The sequence below is a fragment of the Enterovibrio baiacu genome, assembly GCF_004120195.1.
Classification (GTDB): domain Bacteria; phylum Pseudomonadota; class Gammaproteobacteria; order Enterobacterales; family Vibrionaceae; genus Enterovibrio; species Enterovibrio baiacui.
This window is the reverse complement of record NZ_SCHN01000013.1, coordinates 1-21,752: the sequence shown is the minus strand read 5'-3', so window position 1 is coordinate 21,752 and position 21,752 is coordinate 1. Positions and strand designations below refer to the sequence as shown.

Sequence of the window (21,752 nt, the reverse complement as noted above, 5' to 3'; positions counted from 1 at the left end):
AACGTCAAATAAGACTGTTTGATGTCTTTTTCGTCGTTTTGATTTAAAAATGCACTGAGTTTCTGGTTTTCCCCGCGTTTTTATTGCATGGAACGAAATTCTTTTTGAAAGTTAGTCACCTTCTGAAGATAGCGTCGAGACTCTGAGGACGGGTGTTTATTGGTTAATGCCCAATACACCTGATTAGGATTTAATCGATTTAAATCATTCATGGCACGTTTTCGGTCTGAACGGTGGAATGTTTTAAGTACATTGCCTGTTCCGCCGTTGTATGCAGAGATCATGCTGTAGTGTTTTGACAATGGATCGCGGACATCTTTTAGGTATCGCGTTTTCAAAATATAGAAATATGCCGTACCCGCATCAATATTTCTTGCAGGGTCGAATAAGTACTCAGGGCTTGGTTCACCAGAACGTTTTTTCACAAGCTTAAACACATCGCGTCCTGCAGTTTTGGGAACAACTTGCATCAAACCATATGCATTTGCCCAACTCACCGCGTAAGGGTTAAAACTGCTTTCCGTTTTGATAATGGAATAAATCAGCTCTTCCGAGATGCCGTATTGGCGTGATGATTTACGGATCAGATCAGCGTATTGATAACGTCGTTTGCTGGAGTGATCAGACACCATCGGTATTTCGACGTAAAACACCTTCTGAAAACGCAGTGATTTACTTTTTATCTTCGAATCAATCAGGTAATCGGCGTAGCGATTGGCGCGCCACTCCCACGCGATTTCTTTTCCATCTTGATCGAGCACTTGCCCTTGCAAGAAGGGGCGACCTTCCAATTGCACGTCTGCCGCGGAGTACAAATCCACAGAGGCTGGGTCATTAGGTGTCAGCAGCGTCGTTACAATGGCTTGTTTTAAATGCTGTTTGGGATCCGATGTCGCGACGGTCTCGATCGTGACGAGGCCATTGGCAAAGTCAACGCGGGCACGGCTGAGGTAATTATCTGTGTACTTTACGTAGTCACGTTTACCCGAAATTAAGACTTCATCTTTACCCCAACGCACTTCGATGTTGCCGTTAAAGCTGTTGATCAGCTTGTCGAGCGCGGCAAAATCTTTTTGGAATTGCCCCGGCAGCGGCGCAAGGTTCTTCGCAAATCGGTTGGTGGATTCATAATCGACGTCGTAAACCGACTCGATCATTTCACGGGTACAGCCTGTCGAAAAGAGGGTAAGGAGAAGTAGCGCAAGCACGCGGCGTAGTTTCATGTGTTCCCATTCACGATTACACAGTGATGAAGACTGTGGAGTAAAAAATATCAGACATTAAAAAAGGCATCATGATTAGAGTAATCACGATGCCTTTGTTTACAAAACAATATAATGAAACTGTGAAGTATCTAGCCTACGAATTACTCAGAAGGCGGCGTGTAGCCTTCGATCACAGTGTCATGGCCTTCGAAGAGGAACTTCACCATTTCTGTTTCCAGCAATTTGCGGTGCTCAGGATCCATCATGTTGAGCTTCTTCTCGTTGATCAACATGGTCTGTTTGCTTTGCCACATTGCCCATGCTTCTTTTGAGATGTTGTCGAAAATGCGCTTACCCAGCTCACCTGGATACAGTTGAAAATCAAGGCCATCGCCTTCCTTCTTTAAGCGCTCGCAAAAAACTGTACGGCTCATTTTTCCGTTCCCCGATTAAATTATCCGGCCGCAGCCGAAAGTTGAATTTCTCTGGTCAGGCTTTCAAGCAGCTTTTGTACTGGCGCTGCCAGTCCGACCTTTGCTGGTTGGGTTAAGTTATACCAAAGCCCGCCGTTGCCTTCCATGATTCCTTGCTCACCAATGAAGGTAGGTTTGCTGTTTAAAGTGACGTGAATCGGCACGATATCAAGGTGAAAGTGGCTAAACGTGTGGCGAAATGCGTTGAGATGTTGAGGCTTCTCGAACGCGGTGTCATTGAGCTTTCCTGCAATGAAACTCTCTATTTCTTTCTCATTACCTTCTGGAAGACACCACAAGCCGCCCCATAAACCAGCGGGAGGGCGTTGCTCTAACCAGATGTAATTGTCGTATTGAAAGAGCACAAAACAGGTTTCTTTTTCCGGCATGGTTTTCTTGGGTTTCTTACCCGGGAAGTCTGCTTGGCGACCAAGCGCGTTGGCGTCACAACTTGTGCGGACAGGGCAAATGTCACACTTGGGCTTACTGCGGGTACAAATCATGGCACCCATGTCCATCATGGCTTGGTTATAACGCTGAACGCCTTCGGCTGGGGTGTTGGCATCGGCCAGTTCCCACAATGCGTTTTCAACCGGCTTTTTGCCCGGCCAGCCTTCAACGGCAAAATGGCGCGAAAGGGTGCGCTTTACGTTGCCGTCCAATATTGCATGGTGTTGACCCAATGAGAGTGACAACACTGCGCCTGCGGTTGAACGGCCTACGCCGGGTAAATCCATGACGTCGTTGATATCGGTCGGGAACTCGCCATGAAACTCCGTTGCGATTTTTTGTGCGGCTTTGTGCAGGTTGCGGGCGCGGGCGTAGTAGCCAAGCCCTGTCCACAAATGAAGCACTTCATCGAGTTCTGCGTTGGCGAGATCGACGACAGTTGGGAAGCGCGTCATGAAGCGCTCGAAATAAGGAATCACTGTTGCAACTTGGGTTTGCTGCAACATGATTTCGGACAGCCACACCTTATACGGTGTTTTTTCTTGCTGCCACGGTAAGGTTTTGCGGCCGTATTTGTCATACCAGGCCAATATTGCGTCGGAAAAGGACTGACTCACTTTGCTCGCTCTTTTGTTATCTTTATTGGGGGCGTTGCCCACGAGATTGCTCGTGCAACAGTCTATACCCAAATAACCTCAAGATGCAGGATTCAGAGCTTCTCATTTGGTTAAATGTGAGGAGGAAAACCACAGTAATGGTGCGCCATTTTGAGGTTTTTTGACAAAAAAGTGAGCGAAATGAGAGGCTCCCAAAGGGCGAGTTTTGTTGGCTGCCATGCTTTGTTGCGGAGTTTTAACGTAGAGCAACTATGTTTTCAATTCAGCGCCGCGCCTGCCAGCCAACAAACTCTCGCTGAACAGGCACCTTGAGGTTGTTTGGGTATAATAAGTCTGTGCAGAAAAAGGCCGCAAACTTGTAGGCATCTCAGGTAAGATACGTGCCGTCAAATGATCAGGCTTGCACACTTGCTCGATCTTTGGATAATGCGCGATCCGCTTAACTTTTCTTCGTTACTGAGTTACAGGCATAGAGAATGACTGAAGTTACCAAAACCGAATTGACCGAAGACGGCAAAATTCTTCGTAGAATTAGAAGCTTTGTACGCCGTGAAGGTCGTTTGACCAAAGGCCAAGAGCAAGCAATGAACGATTGCTGGCCAACCATGGGTATTGATTTCGAGGAGAAACAACTGGATTGGGCTGAGGTTTTCGGCAACAACAATCCTGTTGTTCTAGAGATCGGTTTTGGTATGGGCGCATCACTGGTTGAAATGGCGAAGAACGCGCCAGAGAAAAACTTTGTGGGCATTGAAGTGCACAGCCCAGGTGTGGGTGCATGTTTGATGGCAGCTCGCGATGCTGGCGTGACCAACCTGCGTGTTATGTGTCATGACGCGGTAGAAGTGTTCGAGCACATGCTGCCAATCGCAAGCCTGGAAACGGTTCAACTGTTCTTCCCAGACCCTTGGCACAAAGCGCGTCACCACAAGCGCCGTATCGTTCAGCCTGAATTCGTTCAAATGCTGCGTGATAAGCTAAAAATTGATGGCATTTTCCATATGGCAACTGACTGGGAAAACTATGCTGAACATATGGTTGAAGTGATGGACGTTGCACCGGGTTACAAGAACACGGCAACTGACGGTTCTTACATCCCTCGCCCAGATGATCGTCCATTGACGAAATTCGAAGCGCGTGGCCATCGTTTGGGTCACGGCGTATGGGACATGAAGTACGCCCGTACAGAATAAGAAAAAACTCATACCTTTATTCGCGGCGCGACACTGTAATGTGCATATCGGAGAATGATTTAAAGCCAACCTCGCGTTGGCTTTTTTGAACACTGGAGATAGTGATGAAACCAAGCCCAGAGCTGTTGAGCGAGATCCTAGAAGAAGTTCGCCCATTAATTGGACAAGGTCGTGTTGCCAATTATATCCCTGCACTCGAAAACGTGCCGGCGGATAAACTAGGCATTGCCGTTTGTTATAACGACGGCGAAATCATCACTGCGGGTGACGCACAAGAAGCGTTCTCCATTCAATCTATCTCTAAGGTGTTGAGCTTAACACTGGCCCTGCAAAATTATCTGCCTGCTGAGATTTGGCAGCGCGTGGGCAAAGAGCCATCCGGTCAAGCGTTTAACTCCATGATCCAGTTGGAAATGGAACAAGGGATCCCGCGTAATCCGTTTATTAATGCGGGTGCGCTGGTGGTCTGCGACATGCTACACAGCCGTTTATCCGCCCCGCGTCAGCGTATGCTGGAATTCGTACGTATGCTGTCTGGCAACCCCCATCTTTGTTACGACAAAAGCGTCGCAACGTCTGAAATGGAACACAGTGATCGCAACGCATCGATTGCGTATTTGATGCGTGCCTTTGGCAACTTCGACAATGATGTGATGCCTGTGCTTTCAAATTATTTTCATTACTGCGCACTCCGCATGAGCTGTGTCGATCTGGCAAAAACGTTTAACTATTTGGCAAATAAGGGACTTCCTTTAGGCGCAGAAAAAACAATTGTCAGCCAGACTCAGAGTAAGCAGGTCAATGCGTTACTCGCAACCTGTGGTTTGTACGACGGTGCAGGGGAGTTTGCCTACCGAGTTGGCATGCCGGGGAAATCTGGCGTCGGAGGCGGGATCGTAGCGATCGTACCGGGAGAAATGTCGATTTGTGTCTGGTCTCCAGAACTCGATCCTTCCGGTAACTCATTAGCAGGCACAGCAGCACTAGAACTGTTGGCCGAGCGCATCGGACGTTCAATATTCTAAAGCACCGAAGGGTGTTGCAATGCGGTGACTTATCACGGCATTGAGACAGTCTTTTTGGGAATGCTGCTGGTGCTGAGCACCAGATAAAGGAGAGTGAGCATGGTTAAAATGAACGTATCGAATCTCGTGAAATCTATTGCCGTTCTATTGGCGACACTACCAATGTTTGTGAGCGCAGAAACCTGTCGTCCTCAGCTGCATAGCGACATTGCGATTGATGCCGATAGCTTGGTGATCGAACGCAATAACAACACATTCCGTATTGAGTCGAATGGCAGCCTGTTCTTCGACGTGCACAAAGTGGCGCTGTCTGATCAGCAGCGCGCCTCTTTGTCGGCCTACAACAAAACCATTCGTAACGATTTGCCTTACATCAGCCGCTCATTGTCTAACGAGCTGCAAACGTCTTGGCGCGCGCTGGATGGCGTGATTGCCAATGAGCTGGGCGAGAAAAGTTCATTGCGCGGCGAGTTGGGTCAGTTCCACCAACATTTGCAAAACCGTGTGGTGACCTCTTTTTATGGTTCTGACCGAAGCCCGATGCTGAATCACGAAGCGTTGACCATGACGGTGAAAGAGTTAGAAGCGAGCGTGCCGCAACTGATTGCCACTGTCTCAAGCCGTGGCTTGAATGACATTGCAACGCTGAGTGCTGACAAGCCAAACAAGCTGTCTTATATCTCTAGCAAAATGGCGTCACTGCAAAACAAGCTGACGGATGAAGTGAAAACGCAGCGTCATCGCACGCAAGCCGTTCGTCAGGATGTGTGTGCACGCTTGTCTGATTGGCAGGTTCAGGAAGAGAACATTCAACAGCTGATCCCTGCTCTGTCAGGTTGGAAAACCGTCACCATGTTGTAGGTTTACCACCTTGATAAACATAAAAAAACGCGGAGCATTCCGCGTTTTTTTATGCGCCATCTTTACGTCGCATTATGCTTTTCTCGCAATCTCGCAATCTCGCAATCTCGCAATCTCGCAATCTCGCAATCTCGCAATCTCGCAATCTCGCTTACGGCGTATTCGGTCGATACGTAAACTCGTAATCCACGTTATTCCACGCATCATCAACATGACGAAGGTACTGGCGCAGTTCGCTGGCTTTTACGTGTCGTGCTTTCGCACGGTAGTAATAATCGGCTTCGACATAGGTTTTATCGAGCAATGAATCCCCCGGTCCAGACACGGCTTTGAGGGATGACGTGAACTCGAAAAAAGGGCTATCGACAGAATGCTTAGATGGCGTGATGTTCCACGTTTCCGGCAAACTGATTTGGATCTTTTGATGCACCGCGCCTTCTGTTCCATAACGGAAAGGGGTTTTACGGCGGATCAAATCGGGTTTCACCAAGTAATCATCCACGATGTCACCGGAAATCACGAAGACATAGGTGTCGTCGTCTTTCGACCATAAACCCTCTACGGCGTAAGCTTCATGCAAGGTTAGTTCATTTTGGTTTGGATCATCGGTGATCGTCAGCGGTCTGAGAAGATCGAGCGCTTCAAAGTAACTGGCGTAGTAGTTGGCGTACTCTTCCCCAAGTTCACCTAATGGCTTTGATTCCAAATAGCGACGCCATTGTTCAGCTTCAATGCCGCGGTAAGTGGTTTTCACCGTCAGGTAGCTTTTCTTGTCAGCATGGTTCACCACGAACTTTTGCTCAACATCTTGAATCACGTCTTGGCCGGGTTTGAGCATGGTTTGCAGAGTACGCTCACCGGGTTTGAGCACGAGGGCGTAACCCAATTGTGATTGCGCCATGGTGGTGAGTTTACTGCCTTGGTGCGTGCGCGTGGCATCAATCCACATGGGCTTTCCGCCGAAGTCGATTTGCACAATCACATGGTTAAAGCTGTAAGGCGCTGCGGGCTGTTCGTTGAGTTGATCGCGCCAGTAGGTATCGACCAAGGCGGGGTAAGCATCAATGCCAAGTGCATTGAGCATAGACACCAGCAGCAAGGCTTTGTCTTTACAGTCACCATACCCTTGCGCCACGATTTGAGCGGGTGGGCGAGGCTTGTGCGAGCCAATGCCGTTCTCTTCGCCTAAGTAGCGAATGTTGTTTTGCACAAAGTGAATCGCCGCCACCACTTGCCGTTGAATGTCGGCAGGGTAGGTCTCTCGAATGTCGCTAACCAGCGCTTGTACTTCTTCGTCTTCCGGGGTGGCTTGATACAAAGGCAGCGCCCAATTCACCACATCCTGCCAATCTTTGTAGCTGGAAATATGCAGGTAGGGGTAGGGGTTATACCAGCGTGGTTGCTCTGATTCATCAAAATCATACAGGCCGTTTTCTTCGCGATAATGGTAAACCGTGGTGTTTGCTTGCTGAGTGGTGGTCAGTGTGCCTTTTCCTTTGTCCTCAAGGTTGGTCACGGCTATCGGGCTGTTTTTTGGCACGATGACGCGCGTATTGGTCAGGGCAACACTGGTTGCCCAACCCGATTTGATGTACCACTCTCGATGATCGCCAAAAACAGGGTTATAGCCAGTGAGTGTGTAGCTGTAATCAATAACGTCGCCGACTTGGACGTCATCTAGCACGATATGCAAGGTTTCTTCGCCGTTATAGAGCAAAGCATCGAGGTCGACTTCACGCTTAAACTGCGAGGTTTTGGCGCTTTTCTTGCGATCGATAACTTTGCCGTCTCTGACAATCTCTAGGCGGTGAACCAAGACGTGCTGATAAGCTGGGTCGAAATCGATAGAGATTTGTGAGGCTGACTCTACCCCTTTGATGGACACCACCTTGCTGGCGTAGCGCTTATACATGACGGGCTTAGCCACCGAAAGGTTCAATTGCTTATCAACCAACAGATATTGCTGATCGTAGTGGTGGCCTTTTTCGTCGAACGCGGGGATGGCTGAAATGGGGGCGACCCATTGAGGCAGGTTGCCGAAAATGGTGCCAATGCTTTGGGATGCATGTTTTGAGGCATGCGGTGAGGCATGGCTGGGTGAGGTGCTGCCGGATGTTGCGGCGAGCGCAATATCGGTGAGTGGCAGCCATGCGATTACACTCAGGGCAAACAGATACTTCTTCATCTACAACGCTGTCCTTGGCTTTGCCGTTTGGCGAAGATCAACACGAAGGGAAGGTGTCTTCCCTTCGTATAAAGACAGCGTTATTCGCTGCCTTTACTCGTCGATGAAGCCGGAAAGCAAGTCGTTCAAGAACAGGCGACCTTTTTGTGTCACTTGCCAGTGTGTGTCAGTTTCGCTGAGAAGCCCTTGCTCGATAGCGTTATCGATAGGTGCTTTGATCACATCCAGCGGCAATCCCGTGCGTGCAGGAAAGTCCTCTTTCGGACAAGCCTCTACCAATCGGAATCGGTTCATGAAGAATTCAAACGGCAATTCATCAGACTCCACTATATGCAATTCGCTGAGGTATTCTTTCTCAAGATCGAGATAACCGCGTGGGTGTTTCACTTTTACTGTGCGCTGTACGGCACCATTTTCGGCGGTGATTTTGCCGTGTGCGCCACAGCCAATGCCAAGATAGTCGCCAAAACGCCAGTAATTCAGGTTGTGCTGGCACTGATATCCCGGCTTGCTGTATCCCGATGTTTCGTATTGTACATAGCCTGCCTCACTCAGCAGCACATGGCCTTTTTCAAAAATGTCCCAAAGGTCATCGTCATCCGGCAGTGTGGGTGGCTTGGAGTAGTACTGGGTATTGGGCTCAATGGTGAGCTGATACCAAGACAAGTGCGGCGGGTTCAGTGCAATGGCTTGTTTAAGATCGTCAAGCGCCCCTTCAAGGGTTTGATCGGGCAGGCCGTGCATCAAATCCAAATTGAAACTGTTCAATCCCGCTTCATGGGCTAACGTTGCAGCGCGTTTTGCTTCTTCTGAACCATGAATGCGGCCAAGGCGTGCGAGCTTCTTGTCATCAAAGCTTTGGACGCCGATGGATATGCGGTTTACGCCCACTTGTTGATACGCAATAAATTTATCCGCTTCGACCGTTCCTGGGTTCGCTTCCATGGTGATTTCAATGCCGTCTTTAAACGGAATTTGCGCATCAATACCTATCAGCAGGCGAGAGATTTCTTCTGGCGACATCAGACTTGGCGTGCCGCCACCGATGAAGATGGAATGAAGCTTTCGACCACTCACGCCTTGGAAGCGAGCCAAGTCGCGTTGAAGATCATCCAACAAGGCGTCGATGTAATCTCGCTCTGGTACTTCGCCTTTCAAGGTGTGCGAGTTGAAATCGCAGTACGGGCATTTCTGCACACACCAAGGAATGTGGACGTAAAGACTTAGCGGAATGTGTGCCGCCACGTTGTGGTCTGTCATTTCAGTTTACTTCGCTTGTTCGGATTGCATGCGTTCACTGAGCGCAGCGAACAGTTTCTTGAGCGCTTGTCCTCGGTGAGACATTTGCTTTTTCACTGCAGGCTCAATGTTTGCCAGTGTGCAGTTGTGGCTCTCTACCCAGAATACAGGGTCATAACCAAAGCCATTGGTCCCAGATTCTTCACGCGCAATGTGGCCTTCAAACACGCCATGACAGACCAAAGGGGTTGGGTCGTTCGCATGGCGCATGTACACCAGTACGCAATGGAAACGGGCACTGCGTTGATCGTCAGGAGCATTGGCCATGCTTTCGAGCAACTTGTCGATGTTGGCTTGATCGCCTTGGCCTTCACCTGCATAACGTGCGCTGTAAACGCCAGGCGCGCCTTGCAGGTAATCCACTTCTAAGCCTGAATCATCGGCAATGGCGGGAAGCCCTGTTTCTTTGGCAGCGTGGCGTGCTTTGATGATGGCATTTTCGATGAAGGTGGTTCCAGTTTCATCAGCGTCACTGATGCCGAACTCACTTTGTGCAAGCACATCGAAGCCGAAATCTTGCAGAAGGTCGGCCATTTCTTTGACCTTTCCTGCATTGCCTGTCGCGAGAACCACTTTGCTCATCATTGTACTCCTGAAGGTGTTGCCCGTGCTGATACCCACAACGGGCGCACTGGCGCAAACGCAAATTGTCGTCTGATCGCCATCCATAAAAAATGGCGCTTCATGTGAGCGCCATCATACCTGAATGTGATGTGGTGTCATCTACCACGCTAGTCAGTATAGAACTGCTGTTGGAAGGTGAGTTTGCCTGCGCGATTGCCTTGTGCTTGCACCTCGATGTCGAAGATAAGGTTTTCTTCGTTCGCGAAACGCACTTCTGCCAAGTAGTAGATGGCCTTACCTTCTTTCACTTCACGAAAGGTGAGCGGCTTTTTGGTGCCAAGTAAGTTGCGGGCTGTGCCTTCAAGGGTGGCTGTTAATGCGGGTTTTCCAGCTTGGGCTTTGTCGAGTATCGCAATGTTAATCAGCGCATTGTGGCTGCCACGTTGGATGCCATACGTCTTCGCTATTTTTGCTGGGATGAAGGTCGAATTCAGTGCGGAATAATGCACTTCTAACGAGCCAATGTTTTTGAACTGCTCTGCGGTAACAGACGGAGAAAGGATCAACAAAAGCGCACTGAAGAAGGCATATTGAATGCGTCGAGTGAGGCATAAGAAACGGGTCATCGTGCTTTCCTTATCACGGTGTTTCGTTAAACGAGAGTCAGCGTGTTGCGCTGACTCTTTCACATATTGGGTGATACAAAGACATTACTGCTTGAGGGCGGAAATCAGATCACTAATGGCATCGGGGTAAATGACGGGGTCATGGATCCTGACTTGCTTGTGACGCCCAAGCTCCCCCTTTTCAATGTCAATTTGGCCTTTGGCGACCTTAAATTGTTTTGAGAGAAATTTGGTGAGATGGGCGTTCGCTTTGCCGTCGACAGGTGGGGCGGTAATGGCGAGTTTTATTTCCTCGCCATGTTGCCCCATCCACTGATCTCTGCTGGCTTTTGGTTGAATGTACAAACGCAGTATCAGGTCGTCATTCTCATGCCAAGCAGGGCGGGTGGCGCGCGTCATGAATTACAGTACGAACCACAAGTTGCCGAAGTATGGGCTAAGCAAATCACCGATCAGGAAGTTCAGGAATTGCAGCACAATAAACAGCACCAGCACACTCAAATCCAAACCACCCAGTGAAGGCAGTACATTACGGATTGGTGCAACCAACGGTTCGGTCAGTTGGATCATCACGAATTCGATGGGATTACGACCTTGGCTTACCCAGCTCAGGATTGCACGAAGGATAAGTACCCAAAACAGCAAACCGCCCGCCGCTTTAACCAATGCAAGCAGACCGATCAGCAAGTAACTTGCGTCAAACGGTGGAAGGCCACCAGATGCCACCATTTGCAGCACGAAGAATTTCGCGACACAAAGGACAAAGGCAAACAGGACGGTGGCTAAATCAAAGCTACCAATCGATGGAATAATACGACGAAGCGGTGCAACCACAGGTTGAGTGGCTTTAACGACAAACTGGCTAAATGGGTTGTAGAAATCAGCGCGTGACCATTGTAGCCAAACTCGTAACAACACCACCATGATATAAAGATCGAACAGTGTTGATACGAGGAAATTCATTGTGTTCATAAAGTTGCCCTAAAATAGCGATTCCATTTCTTCCGCTCGACGCACCGCCGCTTGCATGGCTTCGGCAACCGTTTCTGGAAGTTGGTTGTTATTAAAAACGCTCAACGCTTGAGCGGTTGTGCCGCCCTTCGACGTCACTTGTTCACGTAAGGTTGCCAGTTCAATGTCTGGGTTGGCAACCACCATTTTTGCGGCGCCAAGTGCAGATTGTTGAACCAGCGCTCTCGCGGTTTGTTTATCGAAGCCTTGACGCTCAGCTTCCGCTTGCATGGCCTCCATAAACAAGAAGAAATACGCAGGTGCACTGCCCGCTGCGGCAATGATGCCGTTGATACCTGATTCTTCAGATACCCAGCAAGCTTTACCCACAGCTTCAAGCAGTTGACCGGCAAAGGCACGATCATTTTCAGATACAGAGTCTGGCGCATAAAGCCCACTCATACCTTCGCCAACCAAAGAAGGTGTGTTTGGCATCACACGAACAAGGTTTAATTCGGTGCCCGCCATGTCTGAAAGGCGTGCGACAGAGATACCCGCAGCGATAGAAATCACCAATTTGCCCTGCCAATCGATGCTTTTCATGCTTTCCAATAGCTCAGCCATGGCCTGAGGTTTTACACCCAGTACGACGACATCGGCGTTTGCCGCGCTTTCAATGGCATTCTCGTTAGCATTGATGCCGAATGATTCACGGAACGCTGCGCTTTTTTCTGGCGTACGATTCACTGCCGTGATGGCCGATGCCGGATAACCTGATTGCACAAGGCCTGCAATGATAGAGCGCGCCATGTTTCCTGCACCAATGAAGGCGACTGTACGTTGTTCCATCCATCTACTTCCTGTTGAATTGGCGGCAATCTGTCGCCAATGAAATACTGACGTTGACTGTCTTTCTGGTTCGGATTATTTGCGATTCGCGTAATCACGCGCACCGAAAATCGCGGTACCAATGCGTACCATGGTACTGCCTGATGCAATAGCAGCATCCATGTCGCCACTCATACCCATAGACAGCGTATCAAAACGCGGGCGTGACGCCTTCATTTCCTCAAATAATTGAGAAAGTGGTGCGAAAGCCGCGAGTTGGCTGTCGTGATCATCTTCGGGTTGGGGGATGCACATCAGGCCTCGAAGTTCGAGGCTTGGCAGTTGATCGATTTCGTCTGCGAGCACTTTTACGTCGTCAAACTGCGTGCCGGATTTAGACGATTCACCGCTGGTGTTGACTTGAATCAGCACTTGCAGTGGCGGCATATCATCGGGGCGTTGCTCACTCAAACGACGCGCCACTTTACTGCGGTCAACCGAATGAACCCAATCGAAATGTTCGGCAACGGGGCGGGTTTTATTGGACTGAATAGGACCAATAAAATGCCATTCTAAAGGCGTGTTTTGTTCGCGAAAGTGAAGGATTTTCTCTACACCTTCTTGCACATAGTTTTCACCGAACTGGTGGTGCCCAGCGCCCACTGCATCAGCGATCGCGTCGATAGGCTTGGTCTTACTTACAGCCAACAGTTGCACGCCAGAGGCGTCTCTCCCGCATTTTTGTGCGGCACTGTCTATTTGTCTGGTGACCTGTTCTAGGTTTTGTTTGATACTACACATGATTGATTCTGCGAGGAAACGTATTAATGGATATTACTGAATTATTAGACTTCAGTGTAAAGCATAATGCTTCAGATCTACATCTTTCTGCTGGTGTTCCGCCTATGGTCCGAGTAGATGGTGATGTTCGCAAGCTGAGCTTGCCTCCGCTGGATCACAATGATGTGAATCGATTGATTTTCGACATCATGAATGATGCGCAACAGCGCGAATTTGAGCAAAACCTAGAAGTCGATTTTTCGTTTAACTTGGCGTCTGTCGGGCGTTTTCGCGTCAATGCCTTCCATCAGGCGCGTGGTTGTGCCGCCGTTTTCCGTAGCATTCCCACTGTCATTCCTTCTTTGGAGACGCTAGGCGCACCGAAAATTTTCGACCAATTTACGCAGTATCGTAAAGGGTTGGTGTTGGTGACAGGCCCAACAGGATCAGGAAAATCCACCACTTTGGCGGCGCTGATCGACAAAATTAACAATGAACAACATCGCCATGTGTTGACGATTGAAGACCCGATTGAATTCGTTCATGAGCAAAAGCTGTGTTTGATTAACCAGCGTGAAGTACACAGAGACACCCACTCTTTCAACAATGCGCTGCGTTCGGCATTGCGTGAAGACCCTGACGTGATTTTGGTGGGCGAGTTGCGTGACCAAGAGACCATTAGCTTGGCGCTGACGGCGGCTGAAACAGGGCACTTGGTGTTCGGTACTCTGCATACCTCAAGCGCGGCGAAAACCATCGACCGTATTATTGATGTTTTCCCGGGTGCAGATAAGCCGATGGTGCGTTCTATGTTGTCGGAATCATTACGTGCGGTCATTTCTCAGAACTTGGTGAAGCAAGTCACCGGCGGGCGCGTTGCTGCGCACGAAGTCATGATTGCAACGCCGGCGATTCGAAACCTGATCCGTGAAGACAAAGTCGCGCAGATGTTTTCGATGATCCAAACCGGTGCAGCGCTAGGCATGCAAACCATGGAGCAATCGCTGCGTAATTTGATGATGCAGGGCATCATTGATGGTGCGGAAGCGAACCGGATCATGGATACCTCAGGGATGGGCATGTCCTGATGAGCGGCCACATTAAATTAAGTCAGTTGCTTGAAGACATGTTGAGTCAGCAAGCATCAGATTGTTACATCACGGTGGATGCACCTTGCATGTTGCGCGTCGATGGCGCGTTAACACCGACCGGCGACAAACTGACGATCTCGGATCTGGAAAGCTTGGTTGAACAAGCCATGGATAACGAGAAGTGCGAAATGTTTTACCGTGAACGTGAAGCGAACTTCGCGCTGGTCACAGAAACGGGCCGTTTTCGCGTGAGTGCGTTTTGGCAACGTGATTTGCCGGGCATGGTGATTCGATGCATTGAAACGGACATTCCTGATATTCGAAACCTCGGCTTGCCGTCCGTCATGCAGGATCTGTCAATCGCAAAGCGCGGTTTGATATTGATCGTAGGCGGGACGGGGTCGGGTAAATCGACGTCGATGGCGGCAATGGTGGGGTATCGAAACCGTCACCGTAGCGGGCATATTCTGACCGTAGAAGATCCGATTGAGTTTATTCACCCGCACGATCAATGCATTGTGACGCAACGTGAAATCGGCATTGATACTGAAAGCTATGAAGTGGCGCTGAAAAACTCGCTGCGCCAAGCCCCAGACATGATCATGATCGGTGAGATCCGTTCACGTGAAACCATGGAATATGCCATGCAGTTTGCGGAAACAGGGCACCTTTGTATTGCCACGTTGCACGCGAACAATGCCAACCAAGCCCTCGAACGCGTATTGCATTTGGTGCCCAAAGAGCGCCGCGAGCAATTCCTGTTTGACCTGTCTTTGAACCTGCGCGGTGTGCTTGCTCAGCAGTTGGTGCCGGATGTTAGCGGCATTGGTCGTCATGGTGCTTACGAGCTTCTGCTCAACACCTCGCATGTGTCTGATTTAATTCGTCGAGGTGAGTTGCACGAGCTGAAAGAGTGTATCCGCAGAGGGAACAATGCGGGAATGTGTACGTTTGACCAATCGTTGTTTGAGCTGTTTCGCGCGAACAAGATCTCGGAACAAGAAGCGCTGCACAATGCTGATTCACGCAATGAATTGAAACTGATGATCAAGATGTCTGAACAATCGCCAGATGGTAGCCCTACGTTGGCCAACGTCAGTATTGAGTGATGTTTTAGATAAGTGCACGTTTAGAAAATCAAACGTCTCAAAAGAAAAATCCCGCCATGTATGATGGCGGGATTTTTTATTCGTTGCGTACAGCGGTTTATTCGCCGTATTGGCTTTCGAACCAGCTTTCGACAATGATGACGGCGGATTGGCAATCAATATTGCCCTTGCCTAACGCCTTGTAACCGCCATGCTCAAACAATGAAGAGCGCGCTTCTGTGGTGGTGAGACGTTCATCGTGCAATTCCACATCTACACCAAAACGGCCTTTCAAGCGGTTCGCAAATTTGCGCGCACGTGGTGTGATAGCGTCGAGTTCACCCCCGCGTAAATCCAAGGGTAAGCCGACAACCACTAAGTCTGGTTGCCACTCTTTCAGTAAGGCTTCAATGGCTTCCCAGCTTGGAATACCGTCTTTGGCTTTCAGCGCTTTTAGTGGGCGCGCCGTGCCTGTGATGATTTGGCCTACGGCAACCCCAATACTCTTGGTGCCATAGTCAAAGCCCATCACGCTTTGGATGTTACTCATTGTGTTGTTCTCATGCGTGTCCGATGTCCGACGACAGGTTTAAACCGCTAATGCCTAATTGGTTTAGGGCTTTTTCCCAGCGTTCGTTGATCGGTGTGTCGAAGATGACTTTTGGATCGGCTTCTATTGTCAGCCAACTGTTCTCGGTAAGTTCTTGCTCTAGCTGGCCAGCATCCCAACCAGAATACCCCAGTGCCACAATAAATTGGTCGGGTTCATCATGGGTGCCAAGAATGCTCAAAATGTCTTTGGAGGTTGTGACCGTCAGTTGATCAGACAAGCTGATGCTAGATCCGAAAACTTGGTTTGGCTTGTGCAACACAAACCCTCTGTCTTCAGAAACGGGACCACCAAACAACACGGGCTGATCGAGACTGACTTCGTGGGTGAGGTCCAAATCGCGCTCGATCTCTATCTGTTCCAACATGTTGGCGACAGAAATATTGATCGCTTGGTTGATAACAAGTCCCATAGCGCCGTCGTCATTGTGCTCGCACAAGTAGATGACGCTTTGTTTGAAACGTTCATCCGCCATGCTAGGCATAGCAACAAGGAAATGGTTTTTGAGATTCATGGTGCCCTTCCAGTACGTGCGATTTCGCGTTATTTCTTTGCAAGACTGCTAGCTGCGATGATGTTGTATTTTCTGATGTATGTGAATCTGTTGAAGTGAGCCGTTTAATGCTCTCTCGCTTATGTTCAGTATGAGCAGTAAGCAAGAGAAAGTCATACCCGAGCAGCCGAAACTGCTCGGTGTGCGAAGCTTTATTTTTGTAGACGCGCTTCAATCGCATCCATCAACTTGCCACTGATGTTGATATCAAAGGCCGCTTCAATTTCGCGGATACAGGTTGGGCTTGTGACATTAATTTCTGTCAGCTTGTCGCCAATGATATCCAGACCGACAAAAATCAGGCCTTTCTCTTTCAACGTCGGTGCAACGGCGCGGGCGATTGCCCAATCTGTGTCACTCAATGGACGCGCTTCACCGCGACCACCTGCTGCCAGGTTACCGCGCGTTTCGCCTTTGGCCGGAATACGCGCTAAGCAGTATGGCATTGGCTCACCATCAACCACCAGAATGCGTTTGTCGCCATTGCTGATGTCTGGAACGAACGTCTGCGCCATGCAGTAGTTTGTTCCAAGGTTGGTCAGTGTTTCGATGATCACAGACAGGTTAGGATCACCTTTCTTCACACGGAAGATAGAGGAACCACCCATGCCATCAAGCGGCTTCAAAATCACGTCGCCGTGTTTTTCATGGAATGCTTTGATTTGGTCATCACGACGTGTCACCAAAGTGATTGGCGTGTGCTCTGGGAACCAAGCCGTGAACAGCTTTTCGTTACAATCACGCAGGCTTTGCGGTTTGTTAACGATCAAGCAGCCTTCCACTTCCGCGCGCTCAAGAATGTATGTCGCGTAAATGTATTCGGTGTCGAACGGTGGATCTTTACGCATCAAGACGGCATCCAGATCGGCGAGTGCGATCTCTTGCTCGCTTTTCACGTCAAACCACTTCTCAGGGTTTTGTTCTACGCTGATGATCTTGGTGCGAGCAAGGGCTTTGCCTTGCTCCAGCGACAAGTCATTCATCTGCATGTAGTGAATTTCCCAGCCACGCGCTTGTGCTTCTAGCATCATGGCAAAAGAAGAATCTTTCTTGATGTTGATGGACTCAATCGGGTCCATCACGATACCCAGTTTGATCATTCTGTCTTCCTTATTTGGCAAGTTCGTCGCTGTTAATCTTGGTGTGTTTAACCCAAGTCACCAAAGCGAACCTGCAATGCCGTAATTGCGGTCAATGCTGCGGTTTCGGTGCGCAGCACACGCGGTCCCAAAAGTGTTTCTTCAAACCCATATTCACGGGTCTTTTCAATTTCTTCTGCTGACAAACCGCCTTCAGGGCCAATCAATAGGCGCACGCGATTCACAGGTTGCGGCAGCGTATTGATGGAATATTTGGCGCGAGGGTGAAGGTTGAGTTTTAACCCCTCAAACGCTTCCTGACTCCAGGCTTCTAGCGCCATGACTGGGCGGATTTCTGGGACGATGTTTCGGCCCGATTGCTCACAGGCAGCAATCGCAATCTTTTGCCATTGCTGTAATTTTTTGTCGAAGCGCTCAGCGTTGAGTTTGACACCACATCGCTCAGAGATCAGTGGTGTGATGACATTCACGCCAAGCTCAACGGATTTTTGGATGGTGAACTCCATTTTGTCGCCGCGACTGATAACTTGACCAAGGTGCAAGTCTAGCGGCGATTCAATGCTGCGCTCGACACGCTCTGTGATATCGACATTGACGTTCTTTTTCGACACGTCACAAATCACAGCAGGAAACTCAGCACCACTGCCATCAAAGAGCAGGACTTCTTGTCCAACTTGCATACGCAATACACGGCCAACATGATTCGCCGCATCATCATCGAGTGCGACACGGCCGCTGTTAGGCAGCAATTCAGGATGGAAAATTCTTGGGATACGCATGGTGGTTTTGGTCTTGGAAATAATGAGCAGCAGTTTAGCATGCTACTGCTCATTGACTGTAGTCTTGGTGTGGTTTCAGTTTTTTGGTGCTGTTGTTATAGACCTGCTTTTTCGCATGCAGCTTTCACGAAAGGATTGTGATTTCCTTGTGTTGCAGCAATGCGGCGGTCGCGTTCACATTCCCAATCGGTGACTGGGTAGGTTTTATCCCATGCGTTCATGAGTTTGCTCTGCGCTGATGCCAAACGAAAATCGTATTGGTCATTCATGTATTGATAGATACGCGCAACGGCACCGCGGCTTTGTGCGGGTGGCTCTGCCACACGCTGCTTGAAGTCGACCTTCATTTTGCACTGGCCATAGAACGCGCCTTTGTCGCCGTTCCATTGTGAGAAGCGGAAGTTTGATCGGTCTCCGTTCACTTCACCAATCGCAGGCACGAGGTTGTGCAGGTCCGCTTCCATAAGGCGGAACGTCAGATCGGTTTTCCCACAGTTTTTGCGTCCGCCATCTTGCCAACATTGGCGCTGGTGGCCGAACTGCCATGCTGGCACGACGTGTTCCCACTCAATGCGGCTTGCGCGTTTTATTTGTTTACGCACTTGGTAGCCACAGGTATCGAGTTCAGGCACGCCTTTCTTACCTTGCCATTCGATGTCACAGCCACAGTAAAAAGAGGTGGGGTGATCGAGATAGATTTTTTGCGCGAGACGCTTGGCTTTCGAGAAGGATTGCGGGTGTTCAGGTGCTGACATTGCCAGTGGCGATATCAACAACGCGGAAAGCAGGAGGAGATATGTCTTCATCATTAAACAAAGTCTTATTGGAATTAAGTACTTTGATTATTGCAGATAGTTGCGAGTTAAATCCCACTAAAATAGTGTTAATTGAACAACTTGTTATTAGGTGATGTGTTGCACTTAACGCATTTGCGTTAGGGGGATAAAGGTTTCCATACCAGCGGTTGTTTGCAGCGACGGCAAACGTACTGCACTTGCTGGCGTTGTACTTTGTTATGCCGACGCACGGACAGCGGGATAACGTCGCATTGGCACTGATAGGGGAAGGTTTTTCCTTCTACAGATTTGATGTCAAAGCTGTGTGTCGTTTTAGGTTGAACGTCAAAGACCTGCGACATCACAGCCTGCCATTCTTTACCGTGTGGGCGAACGCGTCCAAAACGGGAAAAGACGATCAAGTGACTCACTTCGTGGGGCACCACTTCCTCGATAAAGGCGTCAGGGTTTTCTGCAAGTAACACAGGGTTAAAGCGCAGTTGCCAACGCTGAAGCAATGCCATGCCGGCTGTTTTACCTCGAATATCAAAGCGGATCGCGGGGACTGCAAAATCTGTATTGAGGGTCAGATTCGCATGAGAAATGCATTCGCTTACGCGTCGAGTAATGCGGTAGTGGAGTTCGTTCATCGCCTTGGCAGAGTGGATTGTCACAGCGGGTAGGGTAAAGATAGGCATGAAAAAAGGGAAGCCGAAGCTTCCCTTTTCTTATTCTGTTGTGCTGCGTTGTCGCGATTATTTGATGTTTGCGAAATCGCGCAGTGCTGACACTTTGTCGGTTTTTTCCCAAGGGAATTCTTCACGACCGAAGTGACCGTATGCTGCAGTCTGCTTATAGATAGGCTGAAGAAGGTTCAGCATTTCTTGAAGACCGTATGGGCGCAGGTCGAAGTTTTGACGAACTGCTTCAATGATGATGTCGTGAGCTACTTTTTCAGTACCGAACGTTTCAACCATGATAGACGTTGGATCTGCAACACCAATTGCGTAAGACAGTTGAATCTCACAACGGTCAGCCATGCCAGCTGCAACGATGTTTTTCGCAACGTAACGTGCTGCGTAAGCTGCAGAACGGTCAACTTTTGATGGATCTTTACCAGAGAATGCACCGCCACCGTGACGTGCTGCGCCGCCGTAGGTATCAACGATGATCTTACGACCCGTCAAACCACAGTCACCCATTGGGCCACCGATTACGAAACGGCCTGTTGGGTTGATGAAGAAGTTAGTGTCTTTGTTGATCCACTCTGCAGGAAGTACTGGCTTGATGATCTCTTCCATTACCGCTTCACGTAGATCAGGTGTTGTTACTGAATCACAGTGCTGAGTAGAAAGAACAACAGCATCGATACCGACGATCTTGCCTTGGTCGTATTGGAAAGTAACTTGAGATTTCGCATCTGGGCGTAGGAAGTCTAGCTTGCCGCTCTTACGTACTTCAGCTTGCTTCTTAACAAGAAGGTGAGAGTAAGTGATTGGCGCTGGCATTAGGATTTCAGTTTCGTTAGTTGCGTAACCAAACATGATACCTTGGTCGCCTGCGCCTTGCTCTTTAGGGTCTGCTTTATCAACACCTTGGTTGATGTCTGGAGACTGCTTACCGATGGTGTTTAGAACGGCACAAGAGTCAGCGTCAAAGCCCATATCAGAGTGAACGTAACCAATTTCACGCACTGTTTCACGCGTAATTTCTTCGATATCAACCCATGCAGACGTTGTTACTTCACCGCCAACCATGACCATGCCGGTTTTTACGTATGTTTCACAAGCAACGCGGGCTTTCGGATCCTGCTCCAAAATTGCATCAAGTACAGCATCTGAAATCTGGTCAGCAATTTTGTCTGGGTGACCTTCCGAAACTGATTCTGAAGTAAACAGGTGTTTGGCCATGTCGCGTTCCTTAAAAAAATGAAGATATGCTTATATACGTTTAAATGGTTAGATGTTTTACCATCTGGACGTCTATTCTACGCCGGAGCGATAATAAATCAACCATGCAATTTGTCGGTGATATATATTCACGCCCTGAGAGTTTGTATTTGGCATATCACCGGTGCGCTTTTTGCTGTTTTGGGTAAACGTTTGCGTGTGGAAGCAAAAGGTTACGTAAAAAAGCGAATTCTTCGCGCAAAATTCAGCAGAATGCCGTGAAATCAGCGATGTAAAACGTTTGCAGTGCAGGGGGAGTCTTGCGACAATACTTGCCCGCCGAATTCTGCTTTCTCGCCAACGTTTAAAAGTATTGTGCGAGATGGCAACTAATACAAAACGTCTATTGATGATCTCAGGAGCAGACATGTCTTCTCGCAAGGTTTTAGCTAACGCGATCCGCGCTCTAAGTATGGACGGTGTCCAACAAGCCAACTCTGGTCACCCAGGTGCCCCTATGGGGATGGCAGACATCGCCGAAGTATTGTGGCGCGACCACATGAACCACAACCCGCAAAACCCTGAGTGGGCTGACCGCGACCGTTTCGTGCTTTCGAACGGCCACGGCTCAATGCTGATCTACTCTCTGCTTCACCTCACCGGTTACGATCTGTCGATTGACGATCTGAAAAACTTCCGTCAACTGCATTCAAAAACCCCAGGTCACCCTGAATACGGTTATGCACCAGGCATCGAGACCACCACAGGTCCACTTGGCCAAGGCATCACCAATGCGGTAGGCATGGCGA

At 49.2% G+C, this 21,752-nt stretch carries 23 protein-coding genes and 1 pseudogene; 6 read left to right on the top strand and 18 right to left on the bottom strand.

Going from position 1 to position 21,752, the window contains the following annotated elements:
* Positions 1–80: 80 nt before the first annotated feature.
* The 3 genes from mltC to mutY form a co-directional block, all read right to left on the bottom strand.
* Positions 81–1,223 carry a membrane-bound lytic murein transglycosylase MltC gene (mltC, locus tag EQP46_RS14735; protein WP_129494385.1) on the bottom strand — a complete coding sequence of 381 codons (1,143 nt, stop codon included), beginning with the start codon at positions 1,221–1,223 and terminating at the stop codon, positions 81–83.
* A gap of 143 nt (positions 1,224–1,366) precedes the next feature.
* A complete protein-coding gene (locus EQP46_RS14730) occupies positions 1,367–1,639 on the bottom strand; it encodes an oxidative damage protection protein (protein ID WP_129494384.1) in 273 nt (90 codons plus the stop codon).
* Positions 1,640–1,659: 20 nt separating this feature from the next.
* A complete protein-coding gene (gene mutY, locus EQP46_RS14725; protein ID WP_167482772.1) occupies positions 1,660–2,745 on the bottom strand; it encodes an A/G-specific adenine glycosylase in 1,086 nt (361 codons plus the stop codon).
* 476 nt (positions 2,746–3,221) lie between these two features.
* Between mutY and trmB the strand changes: the two genes are divergently transcribed.
* The 3 genes from trmB (at position 3,222) to EQP46_RS14710 (ending at position 5,824) form a co-directional block, all read left to right on the top strand.
* Entirely contained in the window at positions 3,222–3,938 is a 717-nt protein-coding gene (gene trmB, locus EQP46_RS14720; protein ID WP_129494382.1) for a tRNA (guanosine(46)-N7)-methyltransferase TrmB, read from the top strand.
* Between the two features lie 104 nt (positions 3,939–4,042).
* Positions 4,043–4,963 (top strand): glutaminase B, encoded by a 921-nt coding sequence (gene glsB, locus EQP46_RS14715; protein WP_129494381.1) that lies wholly within the window; start codon positions 4,043–4,045, stop codon positions 4,961–4,963.
* 99 nt (positions 4,964–5,062) lie between these two features.
* Positions 5,063–5,824: a DUF2884 family protein gene (locus tag EQP46_RS14710; RefSeq protein ID WP_129494380.1), complete on the top strand. Its 762-nt coding sequence runs from the start codon at positions 5,063–5,065 to the stop codon at positions 5,822–5,824.
* A gap of 151 nt (positions 5,825–5,975) precedes the next feature.
* Here EQP46_RS14710 and EQP46_RS14705 read toward each other — a convergent pair whose 3' ends face one another.
* The 8 genes from EQP46_RS14705 to EQP46_RS14670 all read right to left on the bottom strand — a co-directional run bounded on the left by EQP46_RS14705 (position 5,976) and on the right by EQP46_RS14670 (position 13,078).
* Positions 5,976–8,009: a DUF3857 domain-containing transglutaminase family protein gene (locus EQP46_RS14705; protein WP_129494379.1), complete on the bottom strand. Its 2,034-nt coding sequence runs from the start codon at positions 8,007–8,009 to the stop codon at positions 5,976–5,978.
* Between the two features lie 93 nt (positions 8,010–8,102).
* Complete coding sequence (gene hemW, locus EQP46_RS14700; RefSeq protein ID WP_129494378.1) at positions 8,103–9,269, bottom strand: radical SAM family heme chaperone HemW; 1,167 nt, start codon at positions 9,267–9,269, stop codon at positions 8,103–8,105.
* A gap of 6 nt (positions 9,270–9,275) precedes the next feature.
* A complete protein-coding gene (locus tag EQP46_RS14695) occupies positions 9,276–9,890 on the bottom strand; it encodes an XTP/dITP diphosphatase (protein WP_129494377.1) in 615 nt (204 codons plus the stop codon).
* A gap of 149 nt (positions 9,891–10,039) precedes the next feature.
* Positions 10,040–10,498: a DUF4426 domain-containing protein gene (locus tag EQP46_RS14690; RefSeq protein ID WP_129494376.1), complete on the bottom strand. Its 459-nt coding sequence runs from the start codon at positions 10,496–10,498 to the stop codon at positions 10,040–10,042.
* A gap of 84 nt (positions 10,499–10,582) precedes the next feature.
* On the bottom strand, positions 10,583–10,897 hold the full coding sequence (yggU, locus tag EQP46_RS14685) for a DUF167 family protein YggU (protein ID WP_129494375.1): 315 nt from the start codon (positions 10,895–10,897) through the stop codon (positions 10,583–10,585).
* Positions 10,898–10,900: 3 nt separating this feature from the next.
* A complete protein-coding gene (locus EQP46_RS14680; protein WP_129494374.1) occupies positions 10,901–11,470 on the bottom strand; it encodes a YggT family protein in 570 nt (189 codons plus the stop codon).
* Positions 11,471–11,479: 9 nt separating this feature from the next.
* Positions 11,480–12,298, bottom strand: coding sequence for a pyrroline-5-carboxylate reductase (gene proC, locus EQP46_RS14675; RefSeq protein ID WP_129494373.1), 819 nt, complete (start codon positions 12,296–12,298; stop codon positions 11,480–11,482).
* A gap of 75 nt (positions 12,299–12,373) precedes the next feature.
* A complete protein-coding gene (locus EQP46_RS14670; RefSeq protein ID WP_129494372.1) occupies positions 12,374–13,078 on the bottom strand; it encodes a YggS family pyridoxal phosphate-dependent enzyme in 705 nt (234 codons plus the stop codon).
* A 26-nt stretch (positions 13,079–13,104) separates the two neighbouring features.
* Here EQP46_RS14670 and EQP46_RS14665 point away from each other — a divergent pair, with 26 nt between their 5' ends.
* Entirely contained in the window at positions 13,105–14,145 is a 1,041-nt protein-coding gene (locus EQP46_RS14665) for a type IV pilus twitching motility protein PilT (protein WP_129494371.1), read from the top strand.
* The gene (locus tag EQP46_RS14660; protein WP_129494370.1) at positions 14,145–15,257 is read left to right on the top strand and encodes a PilT/PilU family type 4a pilus ATPase; all 1,113 of its coding nucleotides are present in this window, start codon (positions 14,145–14,147) and stop codon (positions 15,255–15,257) included. The genes EQP46_RS14665 and EQP46_RS14660 overlap by 1 nt, the downstream gene beginning before the upstream one ends.
* A 97-nt stretch (positions 15,258–15,354) precedes the next feature.
* Here EQP46_RS14660 and ruvX read toward each other — a convergent pair whose 3' ends face one another.
* From ruvX to metK, 7 genes are all read right to left on the bottom strand, one after another.
* Positions 15,355–15,786 (bottom strand): Holliday junction resolvase RuvX, encoded by a 432-nt coding sequence (gene ruvX / locus EQP46_RS14655; protein WP_129494369.1) that lies wholly within the window; start codon positions 15,784–15,786, stop codon positions 15,355–15,357.
* A gap of 10 nt (positions 15,787–15,796) precedes the next feature.
* Positions 15,797–16,360 (bottom strand): YqgE/AlgH family protein, encoded by a 564-nt coding sequence (locus EQP46_RS14650; RefSeq protein WP_129494368.1) that lies wholly within the window; start codon positions 16,358–16,360, stop codon positions 15,797–15,799.
* A gap of 191 nt (positions 16,361–16,551) precedes the next feature.
* Positions 16,552–17,499, bottom strand: coding sequence for a glutathione synthase (gene gshB, locus EQP46_RS14645; RefSeq protein ID WP_017013188.1), 948 nt, complete (start codon positions 17,497–17,499; stop codon positions 16,552–16,554).
* Between the two features lie 47 nt (positions 17,500–17,546).
* Positions 17,547–18,278, bottom strand: coding sequence for a 16S rRNA (uracil(1498)-N(3))-methyltransferase (gene rsmE, locus EQP46_RS14640; RefSeq protein ID WP_129494367.1), 732 nt, complete (start codon positions 18,276–18,278; stop codon positions 17,547–17,549).
* 95 nt (positions 18,279–18,373) lie between these two features.
* Positions 18,374–19,084, bottom strand: coding sequence for a deoxyribonuclease I (gene endA / locus EQP46_RS14635; protein ID WP_129494534.1), 711 nt, complete (start codon positions 19,082–19,084; stop codon positions 18,374–18,376).
* A 128-nt stretch (positions 19,085–19,212) separates the two neighbouring features.
* Positions 19,213–19,704, bottom strand: coding sequence for a SprT family zinc-dependent metalloprotease (locus EQP46_RS14630; protein WP_167482773.1), 492 nt, complete (start codon positions 19,702–19,704; stop codon positions 19,213–19,215).
* A 105-nt stretch (positions 19,705–19,809) separates the two neighbouring features.
* Entirely contained in the window at positions 19,810–20,964 is a 1,155-nt protein-coding gene (metK, locus tag EQP46_RS14625) for a methionine adenosyltransferase (protein WP_129494365.1), read from the bottom strand.
* A gap of 388 nt (positions 20,965–21,352) precedes the next feature.
* Between metK and EQP46_RS14620 the strand changes: the two are divergent.
* Positions 21,353–21,752 (top strand): annotated as a pseudogene (locus EQP46_RS14620) (transketolase); the annotation flags it as partial.